The organism is Mesobacillus boroniphilus JCM 21738 (assembly GCF_000517385.1).
GTDB lineage: Bacteria > Bacillota > Bacilli > Bacillales > Cytobacillaceae > Mesobacillus > Mesobacillus boroniphilus.
On record NZ_BAUW01000001.1, the window covers coordinates 26,038 to 52,560 of the forward strand.

Annotated in this window: 26 protein-coding genes, 8 pseudogenes and 1 riboswitch; of the genes and pseudogenes, 26 read left to right on the plus strand and 8 right to left on the minus strand. The window is 41.5% G+C overall.

Annotated elements, in window-relative coordinates:
- Nucleotides 1-9: 9 nt before the first annotated feature.
- The 4 genes and pseudogenes from JCM21738_RS00155 (at nucleotide 10) to JCM21738_RS00170 (ending at nucleotide 2,582) form a co-directional block, all read left to right on the plus strand.
- A pseudogene (locus tag JCM21738_RS00155) lies at nucleotides 10-752 on the plus strand (segregation/condensation protein A).
- A 4-nt stretch (nucleotides 753-756) separates the two neighbouring features.
- The gene (scpB, locus tag JCM21738_RS00160) at nucleotides 757-1,350 is read left to right on the plus strand and encodes an SMC-Scp complex subunit ScpB (protein WP_023627474.1); all 594 of its coding nucleotides are present in this window, start codon (nucleotides 757-759) and stop codon (nucleotides 1,348-1,350) included.
- A 150-nt stretch (nucleotides 1,351-1,500) separates the two neighbouring features.
- Nucleotides 1,501-1,920: a hypothetical protein gene (locus JCM21738_RS00165; RefSeq protein WP_023627475.1), complete on the plus strand. Its 420-nt coding sequence runs from the start codon at nucleotides 1,501-1,503 to the stop codon at nucleotides 1,918-1,920.
- Between the two features lie 173 nt (nucleotides 1,921-2,093).
- A complete protein-coding gene (locus JCM21738_RS00170) occupies nucleotides 2,094-2,582 on the plus strand; it encodes a YpuI family protein (RefSeq protein ID WP_023627476.1) in 489 nt (162 codons plus the stop codon).
- Nucleotides 2,583-2,652: 70 nt separating this feature from the next.
- Here JCM21738_RS00170 and JCM21738_RS00175 read toward each other — a convergent pair whose 3' ends face one another.
- Nucleotides 2,653-2,844: a hypothetical protein gene (locus JCM21738_RS00175; protein ID WP_023627477.1), complete on the minus strand. Its 192-nt coding sequence runs from the start codon at nucleotides 2,842-2,844 to the stop codon at nucleotides 2,653-2,655.
- Nucleotides 2,845-2,908: 64 nt separating this feature from the next.
- Here JCM21738_RS00175 and JCM21738_RS00180 point away from each other — a divergent pair.
- The 13 genes and pseudogenes from JCM21738_RS00180 (at nucleotide 2,909) to JCM21738_RS00240 (ending at nucleotide 14,414) form a co-directional block, all read left to right on the plus strand.
- A pseudogene (locus tag JCM21738_RS00180) lies at nucleotides 2,909-4,037 on the plus strand (D-alanyl-D-alanine carboxypeptidase family protein).
- Entirely contained in the window at nucleotides 4,030-4,617 is a 588-nt protein-coding gene (locus tag JCM21738_RS00185) for a nucleoside recognition domain-containing protein (protein WP_023627479.1), read from the plus strand. Before JCM21738_RS00180 ends, JCM21738_RS00185 begins: the two are co-directional and overlap by 8 nt.
- 6 nt (nucleotides 4,618-4,623) lie before the next feature.
- Nucleotides 4,624-5,151, plus strand: coding sequence for a spore maturation protein (locus JCM21738_RS00190; protein ID WP_023627480.1), 528 nt, complete (start codon nucleotides 4,624-4,626; stop codon nucleotides 5,149-5,151).
- Nucleotides 5,152-5,564: 413 nt separating this feature from the next.
- Entirely contained in the window at nucleotides 5,565-6,290 is a 726-nt protein-coding gene (gene rluB, locus JCM21738_RS00195) for a 23S rRNA pseudouridine(2605) synthase RluB (RefSeq protein ID WP_023627481.1), read from the plus strand.
- A 65-nt stretch (nucleotides 6,291-6,355) separates the two neighbouring features.
- Nucleotides 6,356-6,876 (plus strand): annotated as a pseudogene (resA, locus tag JCM21738_RS00200) (thiol-disulfide oxidoreductase ResA).
- A 27-nt stretch (nucleotides 6,877-6,903) separates the two neighbouring features.
- Nucleotides 6,904-8,528: pseudogene (gene resB, locus JCM21738_RS00205) on the plus strand (cytochrome c biogenesis protein ResB).
- Between the two features lie 12 nt (nucleotides 8,529-8,540).
- A pseudogene (gene ccsB, locus JCM21738_RS00210) lies at nucleotides 8,541-9,726 on the plus strand (c-type cytochrome biogenesis protein CcsB).
- Nucleotides 9,727-9,838: 112 nt separating this feature from the next.
- Entirely contained in the window at nucleotides 9,839-10,555 is a 717-nt protein-coding gene (locus JCM21738_RS00215) for a response regulator (RefSeq protein WP_023627485.1), read from the plus strand.
- The gene (locus JCM21738_RS00220) at nucleotides 10,552-12,339 is read left to right on the plus strand and encodes an ATP-binding protein (protein ID WP_023627486.1); all 1,788 of its coding nucleotides are present in this window, start codon (nucleotides 10,552-10,554) and stop codon (nucleotides 12,337-12,339) included. The genes JCM21738_RS00215 and JCM21738_RS00220 overlap by 4 nt, the downstream gene beginning before the upstream one ends.
- A gap of 314 nt (nucleotides 12,340-12,653) precedes the next feature.
- Entirely contained in the window at nucleotides 12,654-13,205 is a 552-nt protein-coding gene (sigX, locus tag JCM21738_RS00225) for an RNA polymerase sigma factor SigX (RefSeq protein ID WP_023627487.1), read from the plus strand.
- On the plus strand, nucleotides 13,180-13,473 hold the full coding sequence (locus tag JCM21738_RS00230) for a hypothetical protein (protein ID WP_035208654.1): 294 nt from the start codon (nucleotides 13,180-13,182) through the stop codon (nucleotides 13,471-13,473). Before sigX ends, JCM21738_RS00230 begins: the two co-directional genes overlap by 26 nt.
- Nucleotides 13,474-13,512: 39 nt before the next feature.
- Nucleotides 13,513-13,725 (plus strand): hypothetical protein, encoded by a 213-nt coding sequence (locus JCM21738_RS00235; protein WP_035208657.1) that lies wholly within the window; start codon nucleotides 13,513-13,515, stop codon nucleotides 13,723-13,725.
- Between the two features lie 23 nt (nucleotides 13,726-13,748).
- A complete protein-coding gene (locus JCM21738_RS00240) occupies nucleotides 13,749-14,414 on the plus strand; it encodes an RsiX family anti-sigma factor (RefSeq protein ID WP_148296031.1) in 666 nt (221 codons plus the stop codon).
- A 41-nt stretch (nucleotides 14,415-14,455) separates the two neighbouring features.
- Here JCM21738_RS00240 and JCM21738_RS26450 read toward each other — a convergent pair whose 3' ends face one another.
- On the minus strand, nucleotides 14,456-14,587 hold the full coding sequence (locus JCM21738_RS26450) for a hypothetical protein (protein WP_256360153.1): 132 nt from the start codon (nucleotides 14,585-14,587) through the stop codon (nucleotides 14,456-14,458).
- Between the two features lie 253 nt (nucleotides 14,588-14,840).
- On the opposite strand from JCM21738_RS26450, the gene JCM21738_RS00250 reads away from it, so the two are divergent.
- Together JCM21738_RS00250 and JCM21738_RS00255 are read left to right on the plus strand one after the other, a co-directional pair.
- Nucleotides 14,841-15,812, plus strand: a complete 972-nt coding sequence (locus JCM21738_RS00250; protein ID WP_023627490.1) for a peptidoglycan DD-metalloendopeptidase family protein — start codon at nucleotides 14,841-14,843, stop codon at nucleotides 15,810-15,812.
- A gap of 67 nt (nucleotides 15,813-15,879) precedes the next feature.
- Nucleotides 15,880-16,691, plus strand: a pseudogene (locus JCM21738_RS00255) (histidinol-phosphatase).
- Nucleotides 16,692-16,892: 201 nt separating this feature from the next.
- On the opposite strand, the pseudogene serA reads toward JCM21738_RS00255, so the two are convergent.
- Nucleotides 16,893-18,468, minus strand: a pseudogene (gene serA / locus JCM21738_RS00260) (phosphoglycerate dehydrogenase).
- A 292-nt stretch (nucleotides 18,469-18,760) separates the two neighbouring features.
- A riboswitch (FMN riboswitch) is annotated at nucleotides 18,761-18,892 on the plus strand.
- A gap of 162 nt (nucleotides 18,893-19,054) precedes the next feature.
- Between serA and JCM21738_RS00265 the strand changes: the two are divergent.
- A complete protein-coding gene (locus tag JCM21738_RS00265; RefSeq protein WP_023627494.1) occupies nucleotides 19,055-19,636 on the plus strand; it encodes an ECF transporter S component in 582 nt (193 codons plus the stop codon).
- A 75-nt stretch (nucleotides 19,637-19,711) separates the two neighbouring features.
- On the opposite strand, the gene JCM21738_RS00270 is transcribed toward JCM21738_RS00265, so the two are convergent.
- Both JCM21738_RS00270 and JCM21738_RS00275 read right to left on the minus strand, forming a co-directional pair.
- Nucleotides 19,712-19,930 (minus strand): hypothetical protein, encoded by a 219-nt coding sequence (locus tag JCM21738_RS00270; RefSeq protein WP_023627495.1) that lies wholly within the window; start codon nucleotides 19,928-19,930, stop codon nucleotides 19,712-19,714.
- A 206-nt stretch (nucleotides 19,931-20,136) separates the two neighbouring features.
- Nucleotides 20,137-20,385, minus strand: coding sequence for a ferredoxin (locus tag JCM21738_RS00275; RefSeq protein WP_023627496.1), 249 nt, complete (start codon nucleotides 20,383-20,385; stop codon nucleotides 20,137-20,139).
- Nucleotides 20,386-20,693: 308 nt separating this feature from the next.
- On the opposite strand from JCM21738_RS00275, the gene JCM21738_RS00280 reads away from it, so the two are divergent.
- The 6 genes from JCM21738_RS00280 (at nucleotide 20,694) to JCM21738_RS00300 (ending at nucleotide 25,353) form a co-directional block, all read left to right on the plus strand.
- Nucleotides 20,694-21,725, plus strand: a complete 1,032-nt coding sequence (locus JCM21738_RS00280) for a YpbB family protein (protein WP_023627497.1) — start codon at nucleotides 20,694-20,696, stop codon at nucleotides 21,723-21,725.
- Entirely contained in the window at nucleotides 21,716-22,456 is a 741-nt protein-coding gene (locus JCM21738_RS24930) for a DEAD/DEAH box helicase (RefSeq protein WP_243462819.1), read from the plus strand. Before JCM21738_RS00280 ends, JCM21738_RS24930 begins: the two co-directional genes overlap by 10 nt.
- A complete protein-coding gene (locus JCM21738_RS24935; protein WP_243462820.1) occupies nucleotides 22,453-23,214 on the plus strand; it encodes a helicase-related protein in 762 nt (253 codons plus the stop codon). The genes JCM21738_RS24930 and JCM21738_RS24935 overlap by 4 nt, the downstream gene beginning before the upstream one ends.
- On the plus strand, nucleotides 23,214-23,816 hold the full coding sequence (locus JCM21738_RS00290) for a CPBP family intramembrane glutamic endopeptidase (RefSeq protein ID WP_023627499.1): 603 nt from the start codon (nucleotides 23,214-23,216) through the stop codon (nucleotides 23,814-23,816). Before JCM21738_RS24935 ends, JCM21738_RS00290 begins: the two co-directional genes overlap by 1 nt.
- Entirely contained in the window at nucleotides 23,809-24,531 is a 723-nt protein-coding gene (locus tag JCM21738_RS00295) for a LysM peptidoglycan-binding domain-containing protein (RefSeq protein ID WP_023627500.1), read from the plus strand. Before JCM21738_RS00290 ends, JCM21738_RS00295 begins: the two co-directional genes overlap by 8 nt.
- Nucleotides 24,532-24,894: 363 nt before the next feature.
- A complete protein-coding gene (locus tag JCM21738_RS00300; protein WP_023627503.1) occupies nucleotides 24,895-25,353 on the plus strand; it encodes a YpbF family protein in 459 nt (152 codons plus the stop codon).
- Between the two features lie 30 nt (nucleotides 25,354-25,383).
- Here JCM21738_RS00300 and JCM21738_RS00305 read toward each other — a convergent pair.
- From JCM21738_RS00305 to JCM21738_RS00315, 3 genes and pseudogenes are all read right to left on the minus strand, one after another.
- Nucleotides 25,384-25,952 (minus strand): annotated as a pseudogene (locus JCM21738_RS00305) (manganese catalase family protein).
- A 26-nt stretch (nucleotides 25,953-25,978) separates the two neighbouring features.
- Nucleotides 25,979-26,239: a spore coat protein CotJB gene (locus JCM21738_RS00310; RefSeq protein WP_023627505.1), complete on the minus strand. Its 261-nt coding sequence runs from the start codon at nucleotides 26,237-26,239 to the stop codon at nucleotides 25,979-25,981.
- The gene (locus JCM21738_RS00315) at nucleotides 26,220-26,465 is read right to left on the minus strand and encodes a spore coat associated protein CotJA (RefSeq protein ID WP_035208668.1); all 246 of its coding nucleotides are present in this window, start codon (nucleotides 26,463-26,465) and stop codon (nucleotides 26,220-26,222) included. Before JCM21738_RS00315 ends, JCM21738_RS00310 begins: the two co-directional genes overlap by 20 nt.
- Between the last annotated feature and the right edge of the window lie 58 nt (nucleotides 26,466-26,523).

Sequence of the window (26,523 nt, forward strand, 5' to 3'; positions counted from 1 at the left end):
TGGGAAATAATGCAATATAACGTGAAAATCGAGGCCTTTGAAGGCCCATTGGATTTACTTCTGCACTTGATCAATACTTTGGAGATTGATATTTATGATATACCGGTTGCGGAAATAACTGAACAATATTTAATGTATATCCATGCGATGAAGGAATTGCAGCTCGATGTTGCAAGTGAATATCTTGTAATGGCAGCGACGCTGTTAGCAATCAAAAGCAAGATGCTCCTTCCTAAGCATGAAGCAGAACTGGAAGATGAATTTGAGTTTGATCACGAAGAGGATCCACGAAATGAACTCGTGGAAAGATTGATTGAATATAAGAAGTTCAAAGAGGCAGCCAGTGACCTGAAATCCTTGAGGAGGAACGGGGATTGATGTATACCAAACCTCCAAGTGACCTCACGGAGTATGCAGATGAAATAAAAGGCGACAATACTAATCTTGATATATCTTTATATGACATGCTTGGTGCATTTCAAAAGCTTTTAAGACGAAAAAAGTTGCAAAGGCCAATGTCGACCAAGATAGCCCGTCAAGAAATTTCCATAGAGAAAAGGATGGACGAAGTCTTAAGCTTCCTGAAAAAAAGCGGTACAAGGAAAAAGTTCTACGACTTGTTTCCTGAATCTGACCGTGAGCATATTGTCGTTACTTTCCTGGCAATTCTTGAGCTTATCAAACGGAAAGAAATCGACGTCGAACAGGAGAAAAACTTTGCTGAAATATATATGACAGCCAGAAAGGAGTAAGAGCGTGGGAATAGTGAAGTGGAAAGGGATATTGGAGAGCCTACTTTTTGCAGCTGGGGATGAAGGATTGAGCCTGAAGCAGATTACTTCTGTGCTTGAAGTGGATGAAATACAGGCAAATGAAATTGTAGCTGAACTTCAACGGGATTATGAAAGTGATCAAAACCGCGGCATAACAATCGTCCAGCTGGCAGGAGTTTACCAGCTGGCTACGAAAAAAGAGCATGCTGAATATTTAAAGAAGCTTGTCGAATCACCAGGGACGGCGCATCTGTCGCAAGCAGCCCTTGAGACTTTGGCGATTGTAGCATATAAGCAGCCGATTACAAGGGCCGAAATCGAAGAAATCCGCGGAGTAAAAACGGAAAGGCCGCTCCATACGCTGTCTTCCAGGGCTTTGATTAAAGAAGTTGGAAGAGCAGAAGGAACGGGCCGTGCCATTTTATATGGAACAACAAAAGAATTCCTTGATTATTTTGGATTGAAAAATATTAGCGAACTGCCTCCACTGCCGGATCATATTGAGGATGACGAATTGCAGGATGACGCGGATCTATTCTTTGAGAAGTTCCAGGAAACAATGGAAACAGATCAATAGCTTTTGTGCACAAAGTTTGGAATTTATGATAAAATCAAAATAATTATTTGGGAAATGCTTTAATTTGGATGCCGAACTTCTGGCTTCTTCTGGAAAAGCATTTCTTTCTACATAACTATTTAAGAATTAATGTCCAACGGGAGGAATACCATGCTTATAAAGCAATGTATTGGTTATGAACTTGAAAAAGAAAAATCAAACACCTCTGAGGATTTTTTCAACCGAAGCGAAGTGACTTTTGTGGAAGATGGCAAGGAGAAGACCCTGCATGTCCTTTATGTAAGGTATTTTGATGAGCTGGCTGGAAGTATCACTCCATATGAACAGGATCCAATCTTCAAGGCTGGAACGAAGGATGTATATATCAGGGATTTGGTAGCACTTGCTGCATTATTGAAAAATCCGGGATATCGCCATCGTAAAAGGGTATATATAAATGAACAGAGAGAGTTCGCGGATATTTTCACAGGACTGGATTACAGCAAAATTCCTGGAGTATTTGAAGGTATCGGGCAAAAAGGCAGCTTTGAAGTGCGCTCTCCCTTGGATTATATTGTCCAGCCGGTTTAGAGCAAGGCTCTTTTCGTGAACTTTTGTTGCCTTTCCTTCAGCTTCATTGGATTCTTGGTTGCGGGAAAATACCCACAAGAGACCCGGTTCCAGGATAGAATCGTAAGCTCGAATCAATGGGAAAGCAACAACTATCGGAAAAGTTATGGTAAAAATCCATTGGGGGTGTCAATTTGGGGAATACAATAGTTAAAACACAAATCGAGGAAGTTAGGGAATTCCTGGCAGACACAGTAGTGAAGCTGGAGAACTACTTGAATGAAACAACTCTTGAGGTGCTGAAACAAGGGCAGCAGGCAGACGAAGAATACTATAAAACGATTCTTTCAAGCCTTCGCAAGCTGGCTGTTTACTGTGAGGAAGGATTTGATGCCTGCAAGGTGATCCTTCAGGCAGAGGTATTTTCAAAACCAGCAGCTGAAAAAACATTATACCGAATCTACTATCAATGCATTGAAGAATTCTTCTCTCCTAAAAGTGATGCATGGTATGAAGACAGCAGGGCTGCTTATACAGGAAAGAATGCCATCAAGTTCAGACAACCAGTGTCAACTGGAGTAAACGAACTGATGGTCAGCCTTGAGAGCGGGTTTCAAAGAATCCGGGAAGAGCTGGAATATTACGAGACAGATTACCGAACAAAAATGCTCCAATCAAGATAACGTAAACCAAGGGACAGCTATTTATAGCTGTTTCTTTTTTCACTGGATAAGAAAGTATAAATTTATCCACTTAGATTAGTGTCCAGCTCCAGCGCCTAGCCCCTCGAGTCGCTTCGGTCCGCGCAATGAAGTCAAAGAACGACTTCACTGGTCGGCCCTCCAGCGCTTGTCGGGGCTGAACGAGGCGCTTGCGCTTTTTGTTCTGGTTGTAACTTAGGACCTCTGTAAGTCCATCCTTTCGGCATTCACCTTTTTGTGTCATAACACTCCTTGTCCTGCATAAACTTGTACAAACTGCCAAAGGAGACGAGGGTCTGTCAATGAAAATGAAATGGATGAAATTATTGTTAATCGCCACTCTGTTAATATATTGCATTCCTCAAACAGCGCAGGCATCAGTTTCGGTAAGTGCCCAGAGTGCTATTTTGATAGAACAGGAATCTGGCAGGGTGTTATATGAAAAAGATGCGTACAGAGTTAGCAGGATTGCCAGTATAACTAAAATCATGACGGCCATCCTTGCGATAGAATCTGGCCAATTGGATGAAAAGGTGAAAGTGAGCGAGAATGCTGTCCGTACTGAAGGATCTTCAATTTACTTGAAGCCCGGAGAAAAAATCAGGCTCGAGGATCTGGTGTATGGATTAATGCTTAGATCGGGTAATGATGCTGCTGTCGCAATCGCGGAACATGTAGGCGGCAGTCTTGAAGGATTTGCTTACTTGATGAACGAAAAAGCGCAGCAAATCGGTATGGAAAATACTCATTTTGCAAATCCACACGGGTTGGATGATCACGAGGATCATATGTCCACAGCGTATGACATGGCTATTCTGACACGCTATGCAATGAAAAATGAGATTTACAAAGAAATTGCCGGTACAAAAATACACAGCTCCTAATCCAACAGAATCTTGGGACAGGGTCTGGAAAAATAAAAACAGGCTCCTGACAGAGAAATATAAGTATAGCACTGGTGGGAAAACTGGTTATACAAAGCGGGCGAAGAGAACTTTAGTTTCCACAGCTAAAAAGGACGATTTTGGGTTAATCGCAGTTACACTGAATGCACCTGATGATTGGAATGACCATATCCAGATGTTTGAAAATGCATTTTCAAATTATGACGTTGCAGAAATTCTTTCCAAAGGTAAAGTGAAAGGGATAAAGGATTCGCATTATAAGAATAAAGTTTACCTTGACCATTCATTTGTTTACCCGCTAACTTCAGAAGAAGAAGACCAAGTCAAAGTAGAATATAGATTGAAAAAGGCTGCACAAAACGAGGAGAATATGCGAAATTCGATTGCAGGGCGGGCAAATGTCTACTTGGATGAGAAGCAGATTGCAAGTTTGCCTGTTTATTACAAAGTGGAGATAAAGGAGAAAAAGTCTTTCTTCAATCTGTTTAAGAATATCTTCACCACAATAGCAGGAATCAAGGATCATGGTTAATTATATTTGGGTGGTAATGATTTTAATTGGCCTTGGCTTTGCAATGGTGAATGGCACAATGGCTGAGGTGAATGAAGCAGTTTTTAGCGGTGCGAAGGAAGCGATCACTCTAAGTATCGGCCTTATTAGCATCCTTGTGTTCTGGCTTGGCATGATGAGGATCGCGGAGGATTCTGGTCTATTATCAAAGCTTTCCACTTTATTTAAACCGCTGATTTCAAAGTTGTTCCCTGAAGTACCTTCCAATCATCCAGCGATGGGCTATATACTGTCAAACATGATTGCCAATATGTTCGGCCTTGGGAACGCAGCTACACCTCTTGGGATCAAAGCAATGGAAGAACTGAAGGAGCTGAATGATGGGAAGAATGAAGCGAGCCGATCGATGGTCACTTTCCTTGCGATCAATACAGCGAGCATTACCCTCATTCCAACGACGGTTATCGCGATAAGGATGAATTATGAATCAGCCAATCCAACAGATATAGTTGGTCCTACTCTTGTGGCGACTGCTGTCTCTGCAGTTGCAGCGATATTAATTGACCGTTTCTTTTATTACAGAAGAAGCAAAAAGGGGTAAATCCAAATGGAAATTGTATCAGCCATATCACTATGGTTCATCCCCGTCATGATTGCCTTTATCCTGATTTATGGAACCTATAAAAAAGTCCCCACATATGAAAGTTTTGTAGAAGGCGGAAAGGAAGGTATCAAAATGGCTGTATCCATCATGCCGTTCCTGGTAGGGATGATGGTGGCCATTGCGGTTTTTCGGGCATCAGGTGCACTTGATGTTATGGTGAATTGGATCCGTCCAGCACTTGAAATGGTAGGAGTTCCTGCTGAAATTGTACCGCTTGCTCTGATCAGGCCAATTTCAGGGACAGCGGCGCTCGGTATTACCAGCGACATAATCGGGGTACATGGTCCGGATTCTTTTATTGGAACACTTGCTGCCACCCTTCAAGGAAGTACGGACACAACGTTCTATGTCCTTACCGTTTATTTTGGAGCTGTTGGGATCAAAAAAATGGGAGACGCACTCAAAGTTGGGCTACTTGCAGACGCAGTAGCCATCATAACAGCTATTGTCGTCGTTACATTCATGTTCTGACAAGAAAAGCTCAGGACATGATCAGGGTTGGCTAGCAAAATGTTTATACAATTTCGAAGTGAATTTTCATATTTTTTCTCATAAAGTGAAGATACCTCTTGCAGGTATCTTCTTTGTTTTCAAAAAATCATAAACTAATACCTTAATCTAACAGTACCCGAATTTTGAAAATACAGCTTAAAAACAGATCAACTCATTATTCGCAAACTAATTAATTATTAGTATAAAATAATATTGCAGCAACGTTTAAAGAACGAATTTTTGTTAAAGAACAATTAACTTTTCTTATTTATTTTTCACTTTTTTACACCATTGCTTACTTTGAAAACAGCGTGAGTTATGTCATAATTCATAAGGATGGATTAGATATTAATATTAACCATAGTTAATTGATATTAATTAGGAGTGACCTTATGGAAAGACTGCAAAAAGTTATTGCTCATGCAGGAATAGCATCGAGAAGAAAAGCCGAGGAAATGATCCTCGAAGGAAGAGTCAAGGTAAATGGAAGTGTTGTCAAAGAACTTGGGCGGAAGGTAACCTCGTCTGACAAAGTTGAAGTGGATGGAGTTCAGATTGAAGGGGAAGAACCTGTCTATTTCTTGTTCTATAAACCCCGCGGTGTTATTTCAAGTGTACAAGATGATAAAGGCCGGAAGGTTGTTACCGACTATTTCCAAACAATCGAACAAAGGATTTATCCAGTTGGACGCCTTGATTATGATACAGCGGGTTTGCTTTTGCTGACGAACGATGGAGAATTCGCAAACTTGCTCATGCATCCAAGCAATGAAATTGATAAGATGTATGTGGCAAAGGTAAAAGGTATTCCTTCAAAAGAAAAGCTGACTAGCCTGGCTAGAGGCGTCATGCTTGAAGATGGAAAAACTGCACCGGCTAGAACTAAATTGCTGAGTGTTGATAAAAAGAAGGATACCGCAATTGTTGAAATCACAATCCATGAGGGACGGAATAGACAGGTCAGGAGAATGTTCGATGCGATCGGGCACCCTGTTTTGAAACTGAAAAGAGAAAAATACGGATTCCTGACGCTGAATGGCTTAAGGACTGGGGAAATCAGGGAGCTTACACATCATGAAGTAAAGCAGCTTCGTGTCCTGGCGATGAAAAAGTCTTAGGTTTCCTAACATGGGTGTAGTTGAAATGTTATAATGAGGGAGAAATACGGTAGGAGGTTTAGGGAATGAAAAAGAAGCGTCTAATCACTAGAACTATTATTCTCGCGGTTATGGCCCTGGCTGTTGGCTACACTTTGTACGCTAACATGAATAAGGATAAAAACCAAAAGATTGTGATTGGAAAACCTGCTCCTGATTTTGTCCTTGTTGATATGGAAGGCAATAAACACAGGCTTTCTGAGTATAAAGGGCAAGGAGTTTTCCTTAATTTTTGGGCAACATGGTGCAAGCCATGCGAGCGGGAGATGCCTTATATCGAAAATCAGTATCAGCAGTTCAAGGATCAAGGTGTCCAGGTCCTTGCAATTGACTCCGGTGAATCAGAACTTGCTGTTAATAGGTTTATTGAGCGAAAAGGGATGACTTTTCCGGTCCTGATTGACGATGGACCAGTCCAGGCAGCATATGGATTAACCCGTTGCCAATAACCTTTTTGATTGATAAAGAAGGAAATGTCGTAAAAAGCCATACTGGGGAATTATCAGAAAAAACAGTCCGTGAATTCATGGAACAGATTAAACCTTAAAAGTAAGGGGAACAGGGAGTTTTTACTATGAACGAAGTAAAATGTGAGTGCGGCCATATAAATCCGCAGGGAACGATCCTATGTGAATCTTGCGGACGAGTGCTGGAAGAAAAAGAGAAAGAAAAGCAGCTAGTTGATATGCGCTATGAAGGTAGCGCGCGCCGTTCACAAACTTATAACAAGACAATTATCGATAAAATATGGAATTTCTTTTCGTCGGTAAAAGTTGGGGTGTGGCTGATCGTTATCCTCTTGATTTCATCCTCTTTAGGAACGATTTTTCCACAGGAAATGTATATCCCGCCAGTCATGCCAGCATGGGAATATTATGAGGAGCAATATGGTTGGATGGGAAAGCTTTATTATGATCTTGGTTTCCATAACCTATACAGTTCATGGTGGTATCTGCTGCTGATCGCTGCTCTCGGTATTTCTCTTGTTATCGCGAGCCTCGACAGGGTAATTCCATTATATAGGTCTCTGAAAAAACAGAGAGTATCAAGGCATGAAAGCTTTTTAAAACGCCAGAGAGTGTTCAGTGTGTCAGATGCTGTATTATCAGATGAAGCAGTAGGTAAAATCAAAGCAAATCTGACGGAAAAACGGTATAAGCTGCGAGAGGAAAATGGTGATATCCTTGCGGAGAAAAATCGTTTTTCACGATGGGGCCCATATGTAAACCACCTGGGGCTGATCATTTTTTTAATTGGCGGTATGCTCAGGTTCGTGCCTGGAATGTATGTGGATGAAATCCTTTGGCTAAGGGAAGGCGAAACAAAAGCGATCCCTGGCACAGAAGGCCGCTATTATCTTGAAAATAAACAATTCATCTTTGAAGTGTATGATAAAAATAAAGATGAGGAAGTTTTCCAGGATGCAATCAACAAAGCAGGAACGGTAGTTAAAAACTATCAGACTGACGCTACTTTATACCAGAGACAGGGAGAAATTGTCCCAGGTGAAAAACCTGAACTTGAAAAAATACGCGACCAGGCAATCCAGGTAAACAAGCCTTTGAAAATTGATGGTTTTGCTTTATACCAGGTTGATTACAAGCTTGATGAAATGAACAAAATGGCGTTCAAACTTGAGAATAAAAAAACACAAGAACAATTCGGTGATGTAGAAGTAGACTTGTATGATCCTGAAATGGAGTACGATTTAGAAAATGGATACAAAGTCGAAGTGATGAGTTATTTCCCGGATTTCGAGTTTAATGAAGATGGGGAGCCTGCGACAAAGTCACGCATCCCGAATAATCCTGCGTTCATCTTCAAGATGTTCAGCCCTGAAAAGCCTGAAGGTGAAGTCAGCTTCGTAGCCATCAGGCAGAATCTCGAGCCTTTAGGTGAAAATGATTACAAGATGACATTCGCAGGGATCGAAACGAAGAATGTAACGGCTCTGACTGTCAGAAAGGACCATACACTATGGATAATTGGCCTTGGCGGATTAATCTTTATGATAGGTGTAATCCAGGGGGCATATTGGAATCATCGACGTGTATGGATAAGAAGAGTAAATAACCAGGTATGGACTGCCGCACATACAAATAAAAACTGGCATGGTTTAAAGAGAGAGCTTGAAGAAGTCTTTTCCGATTCAGGATAGATGCTCCGGAAGACCAGGCGGCAGAAGAAAATAAGGAGTAAGGAGGGAAACTAATGGTTGAGTGGAGTTCTAACTTTCTGTTTGCAGCATTTATCCTCTATCTAGTCGGCATTTTGTTTTTCGGGGGAGCTATTAAGGATAAAAGGCATGCTGATAAAAAAATGCCCCAAATAAATGGGCGAATATTGGAGTCGTTGTAACAATTGCGGGTTTCCTTTCTCAAATGACATTTTTTATTTTAAGATGGATTGCTTCAGGACACGCACCGGTCAGCAATCTGTTCGAATTCACGACATTCTTCGGCATGTCATTGGTAGGGGCATTTATCGTCATTTATTTTATGTATAAAACTCCATTGCTGGGACTGTTTACATTGCCTGTGGCTGCTTTGATCATCGCCTATGGAAGCATGTTCCCAAGGGAAGTGACACCATTGATTCCGGCACTTCAAAGTTACTGGCTTCATATTCACGTCACGACTACAGCGATCGGACAAGCAATCCTGGCGATCAGTTTTGTTGCAGGGCTGATTTATCTTGTGAAAAGTGTTGACCAGACAAAGAAAACCAAAAGTACTTTATGGCTTGAAATTGTCTTGTTTGGCTTGATCAGTACACTAGGCTTCGTTTTAGTTTCAAGTTTCTTTGCAGCAACAGATTATTCAGCGAAATTTAATTATATCAACAAGGATGGACAGCTGCTGTAGAGGAGTATACAATTCCTGCTTTAGTAGGACCGCATCAGTACGAACTGACTGACAAGGATCGTTTTGAACCATTGTTCGGGACTCCTGCAATCATCAATGCGATGCAATTGAATACTGTTATTTGGTCACTGGCGGCGGGTATAGTATTATATGTATTATTAAGAGTTATCCTGCGCAAGCGCGTTGCTGCTGCATTGCAGCCGTGGACGAAGAATATCAATATGGATCTCGTTGATGAGATTGGCTATCGCTCCGTGTTAATCGGCTTCCCGGTCTTCACGCTTGGCGGCCTGATTTTTGCAATGATTTGGGCACAGATTGCCTGGACACGTTTCTGGGGCTGGGATCCAAAGGAAGTATGGGCATTGATAACCTGGCTTTTCTATGCGGCTTTCCTGCATCTGCGTCTTTCAAAAGGATGGCATGGTGAAAAATCCGCATGGCTCGCGGTTATTGGCTTTATCATTATCATGTTCAACCTGGTTGCAGTTAACCTTGTTATTGCAGGTCTGCATTCTTATGCAGGTTCCTAAATTGTGTCAATTTTATGTCTGCCTTCACTGTGTTAAGTGAAGGCCTTTTTTAAAAAATCGTGGCAAGTAGACGCATGTTTATGTAAAATAATCGCAGGGAGGGATATACCTTATGGAAAAAGACGTGAAGATTTTAGTAGTGGATGATGAAGAAAGAATTAGACGATTATTGAAGTTGTATCTTGAAAGAGAGAACTATATAATTGATGAAGCTGAAGATGGAAATGAAGCGCTGGCAAAATCGCTTGCCAACGATTACGACGTAATCCTTCTTGATTTGATGATGCCTGGGAAAGACGGAATCGAGGTTTGCCGTGATCTCCGTGAAAAGAAGTCAACACCTGTTATCATGCTAACCGCGAAAGGCGAGGAAGTGAACAGGGTACAAGGCTTCGAGGTAGGTACTGATGATTATATCGTCAAACCGTTCAGCCCCCGTGAAGTTGTCCTAAGAGTCAAAGCAATGCTGCGCCGTTCATCGAGCACAAGCTACTTGCAGACAGAGGCGACTGCTAAAGATGTAATTGTTTTCCCTCATTTAACCATTGATAATGATGCCCATAGGGTTTTGGCAGATGGCAAAGAAGTCAGTCTGACGCCTAAGGAATATGAACTACTTTACTTCCTTGCGAAAGCTCCAGATAAAGTTTTTGATCGAGAGCAATTATTGAAAGAAGTATGGCATTATGAATTTTTCGGTGATTTGCGAACCGTTGATACACATGTGAAAAGATTGCGTGAGAAGTTGAATAAAGTATCAGAACAGGCTGCGAAGATGATCGTGACAGTCTGGGGGGTTGGCTACAAGTTCGAGGTAGTCAATGAATGATGTTTTGGCGCAGTGTAGTAGGTAAACTTTGGATTACCATCCTATTGCTGGTTTCATTTGTGTTATTCATCCTGACAGTTATGCTGATGGAATTCTTTGAAAACTATCACATTAATGAAACCAGAAAAGGAATGACCAATACTGCAGAAAAAATAGCCAGGGTACTGGAAGACCATCCAGGCCAGGAGGAACAATTAGGTCTTGAGATTGCATGGGGAATGGTTGATGATGATTCCAAAGTGACTGTCATTAAAGATAAGGAAACTTATTTTTATTCATCAGGTGATCAAGCCGCGACACATGTACCGATTTCATTTTTCATGAACAATCGGGATCTTTCTGCAGTTTTTAGCAAGGACAAGACTGTTGATATCATCACTCCCTTGCCTGGCATTTCAAACGAGGTTGATGAAACTCAATATTTAATGATCGGTGTTCCGCTTCACCAGTTTGAGCAAGAAAACGGGGCAGTATTCATTTATCAGTCGCTTGAAGTGTTGGAAGAGACAACCAGGCTGACGACCAAGTTCATCTTGCTTGCAGCGGGCGTGGCAATAGTTCTTACGACAATCTTTGCTTTCTTCTTGTCCACCAGGATCACTGCTCCATTGCGGAAAATGAGGGAAGCAGCCTTTGAAGTCGCCAGAGGCAAGTTTGACACAAAGGTACCAATCCTCACTCATGATGAAATAGGGGAATTAGCAACTGCTTTCAATCAGATGGGCAGACAGCTGAAATTCAACATGAATGCATTGAGTCAGGAAAAAGAACAACTGACAAGCATCCTTAGCAGCATGGCAGATGGAGTAATCACATTCAATCGTGATGGCACAATCCTGATTACGAACCCGCCTGCTGAAGTATTCCTTAGATACTGGTATTATGAGCAGGGCCTGGCTTCCGAGAATACAGATGCCGTCCCTTCTGAAGTCATGGAGTTATTCCAGATGGCAGTCAATACGGAGAAAGAGCAGGTTGGTGAGATTACTGCCCAGGGAAGAACCTGGGTAATTATTGTCAGCCCGCTATATAATAAAAGATTCATCCGGGGTGCTGTTGCAGTAGTCCGGGATATGACTGAGGAACGAAAGCTCGACAAAATGAGGGAAGATTTCATCGCCAATGTTTCACACGAATTAAGGACACCAATTTCCATGATGCAAGGCTATAGTGAAGCGATCGTTGATGACATCGCTCAAACGGATGAAGAGAAAAAGGAAATGGCTAAAGTCATTTACGATGAATCACTAAGAATGGGCCGCCTCGTTAATGAACTTCTTGACCTGGCCCGTATGGAAGCAGGTCATATTCTACTGAACGTTGAAGCTGTTGAAATTAATCCTTATGTAAATCGAATTATCCATAAATTCCATGGTTTGGCGAAGGAAAAGGGAATTGAGTTATCAGTTCAATTTGATTCAGAGGAACGGGATTTCCGGTTTGATCCTGACCGCATCGAACAGGTCCTTACCAATCTGATCGATAACGCAATCAGGCACGTTCCCGATTCAGCGGCTGTTATCATTAGCGGAAGGACTGATGAAAAAGGAATATATTTTGAGGTGAGCGACCAGGGGCCTGGTATTCCTGAGGATGACTTGCCATTCTTGTTCGAGAGGTTTTATAAAGGCGATAAATCTAGGACTCGGGGTGTATCTGGCACCGGCCTTGGACTAGCAATTGCCAAGAATATTATCGACGCACATCGAGGGAATATTTCGGTAAAAAGCAAACTCGGACAAGGAACGACATTTTCCTTTTTCATCCCTCGAATTATTGTATAACTTGCCGACTATTCTTGATTCACGAGGAACAATTAACAAGTCCATCTCATATTTGGGGATGGACTTGTTTGTGTTTTGGTAAGTAAAGTATCATAAAGTGACTTATCAGACAAACGCAAAGAGAATCAGGGGAAAAGTGTCCGTTAGTTCCATGCCTCCTTCAATTTGGAAAATTATTTTAATTTTACGTAACTTCATCAAATATTTTGTCCTCGAAAATTCCTTCCATTTCCATTCTAGAAATAATATAGTTATTATGAAACTTTTATTAATACTTTACGACTAATTTAATGAATACGGAGGCGAACAGAGCTATGAACTCCGTTTTTGATGAATTGTATCAAAAATATCATCATGACGTTTTTCGATTTTTATTTTATATGGTAAAAAACAGGGAGCTGGCTGAAGACCTTGTACAGGAAGTCTACATTCGCGTATTGAAGGCATATGACCGGTTTGAGGGCAAGAGCAGCGAAAAGACATGGCTGTTCTCGATTGCAAAGAATGTCGCGATTGACCACTACCGAAAACAGAAGGGCTGGAAGCAGCGATTGCTTGAATCCTTTGATATGTCTGCACGCCAGGTTAGGGACGATCAGCCCATTCCTGAAGAAATGGCACTTCAAAGTGAAGAGATCCAAATGATGTACAAATGCCTTGACCAATGCACGGTTGACCAGCGGATGGTCATCATCATGCGCTATATACATGAGTTAACTATCAGCGAAACAGCAGAGGCGTTATCTTGGACGGAAAGTAAGGTAAAGACGACTCAGCACCGTGCTTTAAAGACACTGAAAAAGCTGATGGAAGAAATGATTGAAAAGGAAGGGATGACTAGTGAAAAAGTCACAGCTAAGCGATAAGCAGCTAGAAGAAATCCTTGGGCAAATGCCTAAGGTAAAAGATCATCGCGATTCTCGTGACATTTATCAGAATATCGCCCATCGTGTTGAAAAAAGAAAGAAAATGCCAGCATGGGTCATTCCTGGTGCTGCGCTGGCAGCCGCACTTTTCCTTGCCTTTATCCTTTCACCGGGATTGATGGGAACTAACTATTCTGAAGAAAAAAGCATGGACAGCAGCGCTGCTGGAGAAAAATCAGCCATGGATATGAATACAGCCACAAGATGATACGGCAAATGAAAGTGCAAGCAGGAAGATAGCACTATCATGATGGATGCAGAAGATAATGAAGAATCAAAAGGGAAAAAAATCAGTGCGCTGGATGAAGCCAATCCATATGACGGTCTGATTTCTTTATATCCAGAAGAGGCAGACATCGAGACTTCAGAAATCTTCACTTATGTAATTCCTGACACCCAGGCTATGGTGATCGTTCCAGTTACCGTAACAACACCGAGGAAGAAGGAAAGTCCTGGATAGAAAGCTATACGGAAACGATGCCGATGCTCAAGGAAGAGGAATGGGGATTGGCCGAATACTATCCAATGGATGCTAGCTGGAGCTATGACGAAGCGACCGAGACATTGGGTATAGATGTGAAACAAAATCACCCTTATCGAGACGGAAGTGCACCAAACATAATATTTGTTGAGACTATGACGCAGAATTTCTCCAGAGCGGGTATAAATAAAATTATCCTTACAACAGAAGGAAAACCGGGTATTGACTTGGGCAACTATGGCCCAATGGAGGAGCTCTCAATCAACGCAGAAACAAAAAACAGAAGAGCGTACTTGTTTTTAAAAGCAGAAGGTATCCACAATCCTTACCTTGTGCCGACAAAAGAACAGCATAAAACAATAGGGGAAGCCTTTACGAAGATGTTGAAAGGTGATGAAACAGGATACCTATCAGCATCGCTTCCCGAAAATTTCGAGCTGGCTCAAACAGAACGAAACGAAGATAAAGTATTAGAAATCACCCTAGAAAAAAATACAAAACTGGACGAAAGTTTCCTGCCGAATCTTGAAGCGATCTTAATGACGGCGAGTGAATTTGATTACTCTGGTGTTCAGTTCATAAATGCGAACATCGATCAGCTGGGACCTTTTAATCTGAATGAAGTCCTACCGCTGCCACTCGCTCCAAACAAGAAAAATATCAACTAAAGAAAGGCCAACAGGTCTTTCTTTTTTTGTTTAATAGGAAATTATAAAATATTTTCAATGTGGATAACTATCCAGGTTTTCTTAATCCAGCTCCAGCGCCTAGCCCCTCGAGTCGCTTGTCTAGCTGCGGCTCCTAACTCCTCGAGACGTTTCGGTCCTGCCAATAAAGTCAAAGAACGACTTCACTGGTCGGCCCTCCAGCGCTTGTCGGGGCTGAACGAGGCGCTTGCGCTTTTTGTTCTGGATTGGAGTCCGGCCGCAAACACTAGACAAAAACAAATTTTCCTTCTTTTGCATAAAAAAGCAGTTTCCCACCAATTATAACAAATGTGCTTTTTTAGTTGCTGCTTTTCCGGCCATACAGTTCTAATTTCGTACAGGCTGTCATAGGGATGGAAAGGGAGTAGAAAGTTAAGGAGGAAGAAAATGCAGGATTACATAAAGCGTTTACTCATTGCTGGGTTAATGGCACTCTGTATCAGCTTGTTATTTCTTGGCGGAAAGCACTCTCAGGCAGAAATGCTCGATATAAAAGAATTGACTTCAGAATGGGTTTGGCCAGCCGAGGGGGTCGTTACGGATTTATATGGAACACGCCATGGCCACCACAAGGGAATTGACATTGCAGGAGAATTCAAAACACCTATACATAGTGTTGATAAAGGAGTAGTAACAAAGTCATATTATTCGGGCTCATATGGACATGTTGTGTTCATTAAGCATGATAACAATCTGGAAACTGTATACGCCCATTTGAACACAAGGAATGTAAAAGAAGGACAAACCGTTCAGCAAGGTGATATTATCGGCCTGATGGGAAACACAGGGGATTCTTCTGGTGTTCATCTTCATTTTGAAATCCATGAAAAAAAATGGACATATGGAAAGGAAAATGCTGTAGATCCCGTATTGGCTTTGGGAGAAGCAGCTGTAGGACAGCCCGTAGTAGCTATGGACCAAAAAAGTAATGATGTGTCGCTGGAAACAATCGCGAAACTGCGTCTTACTGATGATACCATCATTGGTAGTCATGGTGAGAAGGGAATTGTTGAAAGTGAAAAAATAAAAGGACAGAATTCAGTGGCTGCGGTCCCTCCGTCAAAAGAAAAAATGGTAAAGCATACCGTCCAAAGAGGTGAGACTCTTTGGTCAATAGCACGACAATATAACACTTCGGTAGAAGCGATTAAGCAAAAGAATAACATAAATAATAGCCACATCTCTCGAGGTGATATATTAGTAATAAAGAAATCAGATGATAAGAGTTATGTCGTTGCATCAGGGGATACACTGCATTCAATTGCACGAAAGACAAACACCTCTATTGAGAAATTAAAAGATTTGAATAATCTGACATCTGACACGATACAACCGCAGCAAATATTAATTACCCGATAATCTATCCTTGTACCGGTTATGATCTGACAGTATAATAGGTAAAACGGTCACAAAGGGGATGGGTTCTATGCTGACGGATTACCACAACCATTTGGAAAGAGGCACATTGACGCTGGATTATTTGAAACAGTTTACTGATACAGCCAATGAAAAGGGAATTCAGCATTTCGGGATTTCTGAGCATGCATATCACTTCTATCAGACTGCAGATATTTTACGCAACAGCTGGTGGATGAACGCAGATTCTATGATATGGCAGATTACGTTCATCTTTTTGAGGAAGCCTGGAGAAACGAAATTGACGTGAAAATGTCGATCGAGATGGACTACACTCCTGGTAAGCAAAAGGAGATGAAACAGTTCATCAAGAGCTATGAGTTTGATTATGTAATTGGATCGATCCATTGGATTGGTGATTTTGGGATTGACCTTGCCGAGTATCGCAAAGAATGGGACAGAAGAGATGTTTATGAAATTTATCGAAGTTATTTTGACCAGGTAGTAACACTGGCGCAATCAAATCTTTTTGATATAATCGGGCATATCGATCTTGTGAAGATTTTTAAATATGTCCCTGAGGATGAAAGTTTCCTATTGGAACAGTATGATAGGGCAACAACAGCGTTGGCACAATCCAAGACCTGTGTGGAGATAAGTACTGCAGGCTTGAGGAAGCCTACACAGACTTTATATCCCGATAAAAGGCTTTTGCAGCTGTGCTTTGATAAGAATATACCGATTGTCTTGTCATCGGATGCCCATATACCTGAGCATGTCGGTGCAGATTTTGATCAGGCTCTGACCCTTGCCAGGCAGGTGGGGTATGAAGAAATTATCACCTTTTCTAAAGGGGAACGAAAATCATTTCCTTTGGGCTAAAAACAAACAGGCCTCACTGAAAGGAGGCCTGTTTGTTTTTTACTGGATAAGAAAGCATAAATTTATCCACTTAGATTAGTGTCTAGCTCCAGCGCCTAGCCCCTCGAGTCGCTTCGGTCCGCCCAATGAAGTCAAAGAACGACTTCACTGGCCGGCCCTCCAGCGCTTGTCGGGGCTGAACGAGGCGCTTGCGCTTTTTGTTCAGAGTATAATACTGTTGGTCGTGACGATGTCCTGCAGCGATTTCAGCTTGTCGATCATTTCTTCTTCAAGTGGCTTGTCAAAAGAGAGGACCATTATCGCCTCGCCGCCAGCCTCTTTTCTGCCGACCTGCATTGTCGCGATGTTCACACCGTGGTCACCGAGGACTTTTCCTACATGCCCGATTACACCGGGACGGTCCATGTGCTGGATATACAGAAGGTTTCCTGATGGATGGAAATCAATGTTAAACCCGTCCAGGCTGACAATTCTTGGCCCGTAATGTTCAATGTAAGTTCCTCTGGCGGTAAAAGTTTCTCCATCCCCGCTGGCTTTTACTGTAATGGTATTTGTGTATCCAAATGAATTACCAGTCACTTTTTCCCCAACCATGATACCGCGTTCTTTTGCGATATGGATTGCATTCACTTCGTTTACTTTCACATCAATGCGGTTTTCGAAGAACCCTGCCAGCAGTGCCTTTGTTAAGAAGGAGGTTTCGAGTTCCGCCGCAGTACCTGAATAGGTTGCAGTCAGCTCACTGATTCCTTTATTGTGACATTCTGAGACAATCTTGCCCATTTCTTTCGCAAGTTGGTGATAAGGCTGGATTTTTTCATAGATTTCTTTAGATATTGCTGGGAGATTGATTGAGTTGGCAACGGGTTTATTTTCAAAAAAAAGTACTGATTTCTCTGGCGACCTGGGTGGCAACATTCAATTGCGCTTCTTTTGTTGAGGCTCCTAGGTGTGGGGTGATGATGACAGAATCAAGTTTCAGCAAAGGGTGGTCCCCTGGGGGTTCAACTTCAAATACATCCAGTGCAGCACCAGCGACATGCCCATTTTCAATGTAATGCGCAAGAGCGATCTCATCAATTATTCCGCCTCTCGCACAATTGAGGAGATAAACTCCTTTTTTCGTTTGACTCAATGTCTTTTCATTTAGAAGTCCTTTCGTTTCTTTCGTTAAAGGTGTGTGGACCGAGATGATGTCCGTTTCAGCGAGGACATCGTCGAAGGAGGACAATTGGACGCCTAAAACCTCTGCTCGCTCCATCGTCAAGAACGGGTCGTACACCTTAACTGACATCCCAAAAGCCCTGGCCCTTTTGGCAAGCTCAGAACCAATCCGTCCCATACCAATGATTCCTAAGTTTTTTCCGTAGAGCTCATTGCCAATATACTGATTTCTTTTCCATTCCCCATTTTTTAAAGATGCGTGTGCCTGGGGGATGTTTCTCATTAATGCGGACATCATCGCAAAGGTATGTTCTGCGGTTGAAATGGTATTTCCATCTGGGGCATTGACTATGATAATTCCTCTTTTTGTCGCTTCGGCAATATCGATATTATCGACTCCGACTCCTGCCCGGCCGACGATCTTTAACGATGGCATTCTATCCAGCAGTTCTGAGGTGACTTTCGTTGCGCTCCTGACGATAAGGGCATCGATTTTTTGTAAATCTATACTAGTAGAGTCAACACTTCCGATATGTACCTGTATACCATCCTGTTCTAATAATGGCTGTAAGCCTTCTTCCTTTATTGAATCTGCCGCTAAAACCTGGAACATTAATTCTCACTCCCTTTGTTAAAGTAGTAATTTTCTGATTATTTTACAAGACGAATATTCTTTTGTCAAACAGTATAATTGTTCATAAATAGAATGAAAGCGCAATCAAATATTATGGATTAACACTAAATATATTCTGTTATTCCGAATTTAGCAGAAGTTTTGTATTAAAATCATAAACGTGTCACGAACAGAATGGATTTAACTCATTTCTGTCAAAAAATCGTCACAAGCAGACACCTTCACAAATTATTTTTTTTTTCAGTATAATGAACTTGTTAAATTTAATATGGTCTATCTTCGGGGCAGGGTGAAATTCCCGATCGGCGGTAATGAGATGGATTCTCTAAGCCGCGAGCCTGTATGGGCAGGATTTGGTGCGATTCCAAAGCCGACAGTATAGTCTGGATGGGAGAAGATGGAGGTTCTGCAGACGTTCAAAAAATGCAGGTTTTGAAACGTTTATTAAGCATGCCTTCAAATAAAACTCTCAAGCTTAGAACTTGAGGGTTTTATTTGTTATAGGATGTGATTGCTGAACCTTTCTTCTTTATGTGAGATGGATCTCTATAAGGAGAGAGGAAAAATGAAGAAATTTAGTGTAAAAGCAATGGTTTCAATTGGTATGCTGAGCAGTATCTCTTATGTATTGATGCTGCTGAATTTTCCGCTGCCGCCGTTTCCAAAATTCTTAATGGTCGATTTCAGCGATATTCCTGCATTGATTGCTGCGTTGATTTTTGGTCCGGCAGCTGGTATTTTAGTAGAATTCTTGAAGAATACGCTTGATTATTTCATGACAGGAAGTGATACTGGTGTTCCAGTAGGCCATGCTGCCAACTTTGTTGCGGGAGTTTTATTTATTCTGCCAACTTACTATATTTATCAACGGATGAAATCCAATAGGGGAATGACGTTTGCCTTAGTGGCTGGGACAGTAAGTATGGCTATCCTGATGAGTGTCCTTAATTACTATGTATTCCTTCCTGCCTATACATTGTTCTTGAACATGCCAGCAATGTCTGGACCGGAAGCGCGGGCCATGATTGTTGCCGGTATTCTACCATTTAATTTCGTTAAAGGCATACTGATGTCTGTCATATTCATGCTGATGTTCACAAGGATGAAAACATGGATTGAGAGACAGCAAACATTAAAAAGTGCATAAGCTCATATGAGATTGTATACAAAAGCAACGGCCTGCACCGTTGCTTTTTAATTTAATTGGAAATTAAAAATATTTTCAATGGTGGATAACTATCCAGGTTTTCTTAATCCAGCTCCAGCGCCTAGCCCTTCGAGACGCTTGTCTAGTGTCGCCTCCTAGAAACTCCGAAACTTCAACTCCGCCGGCAGAAGCAAAAAGCGCTTCTTTTTCGGAGTCTCCAGTTTCTGCGTTTCTGGACAGTCGGCTATACATTTCTATTTCGGTCCGCCCGATGAAGTCAAAGAGCGACTTCACCGGTCGGCCCTCCAACGCTTGTCGTGGCTGAACAAGGCGCTTGCGCTTTTCTTATGTATAGGTGGCTATAGATTATCGATTCCTCCTGAGTAAATCCTAACCTATCTATGCAAGAGTTGTAGTTGGTGGCAGATAAAATGAAAACATGTCAATAATCTTTAACGAACAAAAAAATTCCCGCTTATAAGCGGGAATTATGTATTACTTTATTCGAACTTAGTAGCATCTCCGTTAAATGGCTCATCTGCAACTTTGATTGAGTCAGTTGGGCAGCCCTCGAATGCGTCCATCATGTCGTCAATTAATACATCAGGAATCTCAACGATACCTTCATTTTCATCAAGTGTTACGAATGCGATGCCTTCATCGTCGTAATCGTAGATATCTGGAGCAGCCGCACCGCAAGCTCCGCATGCAATACAAGTTTCTTTGTCAACAATTGTGTACTTAGCCATGAAATAATTCCTCCCAAGTGTTTAACAATAATATGCTGTTTTCACCAAAACAGTGAAAACGTATTCCTCATATCTATTGTAAAACTGTATCGCCAACATTTCAATAAAAAAAGTATTGAGAATGCTTATCACACAAGGCGTAGAATGGTTTTTTCGTTGAAAATAAAACATTTTACTAGATATTTTCATGTTAAAATAATGTTATATTATTTTTCTGCTATAGTGGGCGCCGAATATTATAATGCCCTTAGCTTAATTTTTCATTCAAAGGTGATGTTATGGGTATAACGTATTTGGAGACAGTTGTTTTGTCAATATTGAAACGGATCAATGGTGAAAGAACCATCTATTCGATATTTCATCTTTTACAGGGAAAGCGTTCCTCACAGACGATTCAGGATGCTCATTTATATAAGATCACCCCATATTTTCATACATATCCCTCAGTTACTCGAGATGGACTCGAAAAAATGATTAAACGGTTGCAGCATAGAGGGCTGGTAGAGGAAATAGCAGATACGAAGGTAATATTAACAGGAAAGGGCGAAGCCGCCCTGGAACAGCAGTTGTCAGAATACAGGCTTCCTGACTATCTTAATGGATGGAAATATCACCAGGTGACTGATTCTTTTTGGGAGAGGCTGACGCTGTTTATTCAGGTGAGTTCAAATTTGATTAATCATGAGCGCTCTTTTATACCTGTCAGGAATAAGCGAGAAACCTTAACCTGGGTTAAACAATACATTATGCAACAAAATGAAGATCGATATAAGCTGGCAGAAAGGCTGTATGGTGAGCTTATATCTGCACTGGATAATGAAAAGACGAAGCCGGAACTGGTTGTTTTAAGGTTGACAGGCTACAGGAAAATCGGATTGACAACTATGCAGGCAGCTGAATGGATTGGGATGGAACCGGCGCACTATCATTTCGAATTCCTGAATTGCCTTCATGCAATGTTCGAGAAGGTCCTTGAGAATCCACAAGCCTTTCCATTACTTAGTGGATTAATCAAGAAGGCAGAGAGTAACGTTCCTTTGACGATTTCGACAGATAAGACATATAAATTAATGCAGAAGGGTTATACCCCTGAAGAGATAGCGGCTGTCCGCAACCTAAAACAAAGCACTATTGAAGATCATGTTGTGGAAATTGCTCTTTCTATCAAGGAATTCAATATAGACCACTATGTTCCTCTGAGTAAAAGGAAAAACATTCTTCAGGCGGCACAGCGTAATTCTGCTAAAAAGTTAAAGCAAATAAAAGAACAAGTGGCTGATGCTTCCTATTTTGAAATCAGGCTAGTTCTGGCTAAATATGGTGATGTGGAATGGAGTTAAAAAGGTATTTAAAAAAACATTTTAAGTTCGAGGATTTCCGTCCAGGGCAGGAAGACACGATTGAATCCGTCTTAAAAGGAAAACATACGATTTCTATGCTGCCGACTGGAACGGGAAAGTCGCTGTGCTACCAACTTCCTGGCTATCTAGTGGACGGGCCAGTCTTGATTGTTTCACCGCTTCTGTCACTCATGCAGGATCAGGTAGAGCAAATGATGGCAATGGGTGAAAAGAGAGTAATTGCTTTGAATTCTTTTTTGTCACCACAGCAAAAGACTAAAGCCCTGGAAGAACTCGAAAAGTTTCGATTTATTTTCATATCTCCAGAAATGCTGGGGATTGAATCTGTATTGAATCGGATCAGAAATTTGTCTGTATCACTGTTCGTTGTGGATGAGGCACACTGTATCTCACAATGGGGATACGATTTTAGGCCGGACTACCTCAAGCTTGGAGAATTCAGGGAGAAGATTGGGCAGCCATTGACGCTTGCGCTAACAGCCACAGCATCAAAGGAAGTTCGAAAGGATATTGCCGAAAAGCTCCATTTAGGAAACTGGAATGAGGTTGTCTATTCTGTAGACCGCCCTGCTATTTCAATAGCTTTGGAGTTTGCATCTACTTTTCAGGATAAGCTGGACCGGACAGTTGAGCTGGTGGAATATTTAAAGGGGCCCGGGATTATCTATTTTTCCAGCAAAAAGTCGCTGAGCAAACTGCAGTGCACATGAGAGAAAAAGGAATCAAGAATGCCATGGCATATCATGGGGGACTGGATTCGGAAAGCCGGGTCCTCATACAGCAGCAATTCATAAATGGCCAGCTTGATGTGGTATGTGCTACCAGCGCTTTTGGAATGGGAATAAATAAAGAAAATGTCCGATATGTGATTCATTTCCACATGCCTATGCAAATTGAGTCCTACCTTCAGGAAATAGGAAGAGCAGCAAGGGATGGCCGCGATTCAATTGCCATCCTGATATACTCGCCAGGGGACGAACAACTGGCCTACCAGCTCGCTGAAGGTGAGCTCCCTGACCAATATCAAATCGAAAGACTATTTGCGTTTTTAATCGATAACCGTATTCAGTATAAGAATCTTGCAGACCGCGTGGAAGAGCTATCAATGATATGCGGCTTCACCGAAATTCAATGGAGGATTGTCGAAGATTACCTGTCTAACATAGAAGCGGTGGATTATAAAATAGACAAACAGAGCCTCCTCCAATTGATTGAAAACCGCTTGGAGGTAAAAAATACGAAAATTAAGAAGATGCTTGCTTGGGTTCATACAAATGAATGTAAGAGGAAAGCTATTTTAGAAATGTTCGGTGAAGAATTGCAGGAACGGCCACGGAATTGCTGCATCAGCTGTGAAATAAATATGGACCATTATAAAGAAACTGAACCATTCAGTGAACAATCGCTAGCTGCGGTGGACTGGAAGCAAGAATTGGCTTCAATCCTATTGATGAGAGAGCGGATATAATGAAAGATGAATATAGGGAAACAGTGGCAGGACTTACTGAAAAAGAACTGCTTTTCCACTTAGTTGCTACGCAAATTTTACTATTAACGATTTCAACTATATTAGGTATGATATTGTTTGATAGCTTTGCAGAATTCAAAGGATTATTTATTTGGGCCGATTGGAACATTTTATCGATCGGGTTAGTTGCTGGTCTGGCAGTAGTGGCTTTGGACTTCAATCTTATGAAATATCTGCCAAAGTCGCACTACGACGATGGCGGCTTGAACGAAAGAATATTTAGAAATAGAAGTGTATTCCAAATCATGCTTATTGCGGCGATGGTAGCAATAAGTGAGGAAATCCTTTTTAGAGGAGTCATTCAGACAAACACTGGGTTAATCATATCGAGCTTGATTTTCGCAGTCGTTCATTACCGCTATCTGTTTAATTGGTTTTTGTTTACTAACATTATTTTATTGAGTTTCTTGATTGGCTATATTTATATGATGACAAATAACCTTGTTGTAACCATTTTGATGCATTTTATCATTGATTTCATTTTAGGTTTGATCATTAAAATCAGGACTCAAGCAACAATTGGGGGTACAGACAGTGAATAAGGAAAAACCTATCAGGGACCAGGCGGAGCGGCTGAGAAAAAGGGTAGAGCGCAAATCTGAGCAGGCTGTTGAAAAAAAGGAATCTCTTCCTCCAAGAAGTGAGATGCACAGGCAAAAACAGAAAAAAACCAAAGTCAAAGTAAAATACCCTGTCATCAGGTTAATGGCTCTGCTTTTCATCTTGCTGCCTATCTCTTTTTTCAGCATCATCTCTTATCTGGATGGCGCAAAGATGCCTTTGAACAAGTCGCTGGAACGTGCCGGAGTGGAAATGATCAATGTTGAAAATCGGAATGATGGAAAAGGTGTGGGACAGCCAGAAGACCAAGAGGCACCATCTTATGAGGAAATTGCTGATCCAGAGGAAATCGATGTTGTGGCAGCCGGGCCTGCTCCATCAAGCAGCGGGGACAAAAACACTGCTGAAAATCCTGTTGACGGTGATGAAGTAGAAAACCCGGAAAAAACAGTTCCAGCTTCCTCAGAGCCAGAGACTGAGCCGGCAGTCGCAGAGGGTACTACACCCACAGAGGATGAAACATCTGCAGGTAGAGAAATCATCTTCCATACAGTCAAACCGAATGAAACATTATTCCGGGTTGCGATGACATATTATAAATCCCAGGAAGGCATCCAAATCATAAGAAAAGCAAACAACATCCAGGGAAATGAAATCCAGGCAGGACAAGTATTAAAGATTCCCATCAAAAATTAGCCAGAGTGAAAAGAGGCTGTTTATAACTGTTGTCTTTTAGATTTTCTTGAACCTTAAAAAACGGATTCAGTCCATAGTTATGGACTGAATCCGTTTTTTGTTTTTTTGGATCCCAATATCATAACTCCATGGACAAGTTCATAAAAATTATAAAAGGCTTTTTCGTGAAGATTGCTGTTAAAATCCTAAAGCCGATTTTAACGTGATAAAAAGCCATATTGCAGTTCGGTATTAAGTCTGCATGCTCTTTTCTCATAATAAGCTTTAATTTTTTGTGAAGTAACATAGGTCATTCAATCCTATTTTGTTGTCAATAGCAGCAAAGTTTGAGAAAAGAGCCTTATTAAAAGGGGAGGGCTGGCTATGGAACAGGAAATCGAGAACCTGGATGATCGTACTGATCCTGCAACTAAAAGGATGCTTCAGAATGTCATTGACCGGAAGAAAAAGTTTGACCGCTATAAATCCCGGCATCTTATGTCAGTATGGGTGACGATTGGGTTGATATCTGTCTATTTCACCTATCTTTATATTACGGTGTTGAAGCCGTATTCTTATTCTTTCGCTGAGATTTTTTCGGTGTATGTACAGAATTCCACGAATTTATATTTCCTCATCTTGACGATCGGGACATATGGATTGATGATCCTGTTTAAGGAGAAGCGTGAAAAGGCAGAGAAAGAATACCAGGCGCTTCGGTGTGAAATAGTAGACCGAAGTAAGGATTTATGGAAAAAAGAAGAAGAGTGGAAGAACCGCCATTTAGTGTTTGATATGATGAAGAAAAAGTTTGATATCAACTTGTTTCACGAAAATAAATAGAAGCATCCATAACGGATGCTTCTATTTACTCTAGAATACTCTCTTTTTTCCTTGTTCATCCCTGAGAATTTCCACTGCTTCACGGAAGCGCTGTGAGTGGATGATTTCGCGTTCCCTGAGGTATCGCAGTCCATCATTCAGGTCAGGGTCATCGCTCATATTGATGATCCATTGGTAAGTGGCCCTTGCTTTTTCTTCCGCAGCAATATCTTCATATAAGTCTGCTATCGGGTCACCTTTGGCAGCGATATAGGATGCAGTCCAAGGCACACCTGCGCATTTTGATAGAAAAGGGCACTATCATGGTTAGCGTAGTGTGCGTCTAGTCCTGCCTGCTTCATTTGTTCAGGAGTTGCATCCTTAGTCAATTTGTAAATCATTGTGGCGATCATTTCCAAATGAGCGAATTCTTCTGTTCCAATATCTGTCAATAACCCGATTACCTTATCAGGAATAGTATAACGCTGGTTTAAGTATCGCAATGCAGCAGCAAGCTCTCCATCAGCTCCGCCATATTGCTCTACCAGGAATTTTGCGAGCATGGGGTTACAGGTGCTTACTTTTACAGGATACTGCAATTTTTTTTCATAAAGCCACATGTTTCATACCCCCTCCTAATTGGAATTTAGATTTGCCATGGCCAAGGACCGTCATCCCAATTCCAGGGATAACCTGAATAGCTGTTGCCAAATTGCTGGAGAGGTCCATACATGCTTTCAACGACCTTTTTTAACCGGCGTCTTTCTTTTGCAAACTGATTGAATTGGTTAATAGCTTCATAATCCTCAGGATGGGTATCTAAGTACAGAGTGAGATCCACGAGAACAAAATCCACAGCCTGGAGTTCTTCCAAGGCAGCGTAAAATTCATTTGGCAACTGCTTCATGAGTGATCATCCTCCTTGGAGCTTCATATGGCGAATACCAAGGGTCATAAAAAACCTTCCACAGTGTCCCTGTTCTTAATGCTTGCATTGGAGTGAACTGTTCTAGATTGGGCGGCTGGAAGCCCAGAAATAAATTTGGCGGCGTAGAGTACGTTTTTGCCTTAATAGGCGGACAAGGGTCGAAGGGACTGGCGTACGGATACCATACTCTTCTATGTGTAGACAAACTAAGCCTCCTCTAAATAAACTTCATTTTATTTTATGAGTAAAATTTCATTTCATGT

Coding starts and splice junctions, on each gene's coding strand:
- JCM21738_RS00265 (WP_023627494.1), top strand. CDS start 19,055: ATGAAGAAATTTAGTGTAAAAGCAATGGTTTCAATTGGTATGCTGAGC.
- JCM21738_RS24930 (WP_243462819.1), top strand. CDS start 21,716: ATGGAGTTAAAAAGGTATTTAAAAAAACATTTTAAGTTCGAGGATTTC.
- JCM21738_RS00250 (WP_023627490.1), top strand. CDS start 14,841: ATGCAGGATTACATAAAGCGTTTACTCATTGCTGGGTTAATGGCACTC.
- JCM21738_RS24935 (WP_243462820.1), top strand. CDS start 22,453: ATGAGAGAAAAAGGAATCAAGAATGCCATGGCATATCATGGGGGACTG.
- JCM21738_RS00190 (WP_023627480.1), top strand. CDS start 4,624: ATGGAAATTGTATCAGCCATATCACTATGGTTCATCCCCGTCATGATT.
- JCM21738_RS00235 (WP_035208657.1), top strand. CDS start 13,513: ATGATGGATGCAGAAGATAATGAAGAATCAAAAGGGAAAAAAATCAGT.
- JCM21738_RS00175 (WP_023627477.1), bottom strand. CDS start 2,844: ATGACACAAAAAGGTGAATGCCGAAAGGATGGACTTACAGAGGTCCTA.
- JCM21738_RS00185 (WP_023627479.1), top strand. CDS start 4,030: ATGGTTAATTATATTTGGGTGGTAATGATTTTAATTGGCCTTGGCTTT.
- JCM21738_RS00165 (WP_023627475.1), top strand. CDS start 1,501: ATGCTTATAAAGCAATGTATTGGTTATGAACTTGAAAAAGAAAAATCA.
- JCM21738_RS00215 (WP_023627485.1), top strand. CDS start 9,839: ATGGAAAAAGACGTGAAGATTTTAGTAGTGGATGATGAAGAAAGAATT.
- JCM21738_RS00300 (WP_023627503.1), top strand. CDS start 24,895: ATGGAACAGGAAATCGAGAACCTGGATGATCGTACTGATCCTGCAACT.
- JCM21738_RS00275 (WP_023627496.1), bottom strand. CDS start 20,385: ATGGCTAAGTACACAATTGTTGACAAAGAAACTTGTATTGCATGCGGA.
- JCM21738_RS00240 (WP_148296031.1), top strand. CDS start 13,749: ATGCTCAAGGAAGAGGAATGGGGATTGGCCGAATACTATCCAATGGAT.
- JCM21738_RS00310 (WP_023627505.1), bottom strand. CDS start 26,239: ATGAAGCAGTTGCCAAATGAATTTTACGCTGCCTTGGAAGAACTCCAG.
- rluB (WP_023627481.1), top strand. CDS start 5,565: ATGGAAAGACTGCAAAAAGTTATTGCTCATGCAGGAATAGCATCGAGA.
- JCM21738_RS00220 (WP_023627486.1), top strand. CDS start 10,552: ATGATGTTTTGGCGCAGTGTAGTAGGTAAACTTTGGATTACCATCCTA.
- sigX (WP_023627487.1), top strand. CDS start 12,654: ATGAACTCCGTTTTTGATGAATTGTATCAAAAATATCATCATGACGTT.
- JCM21738_RS00290 (WP_023627499.1), top strand. CDS start 23,214: ATGAAAGATGAATATAGGGAAACAGTGGCAGGACTTACTGAAAAAGAA.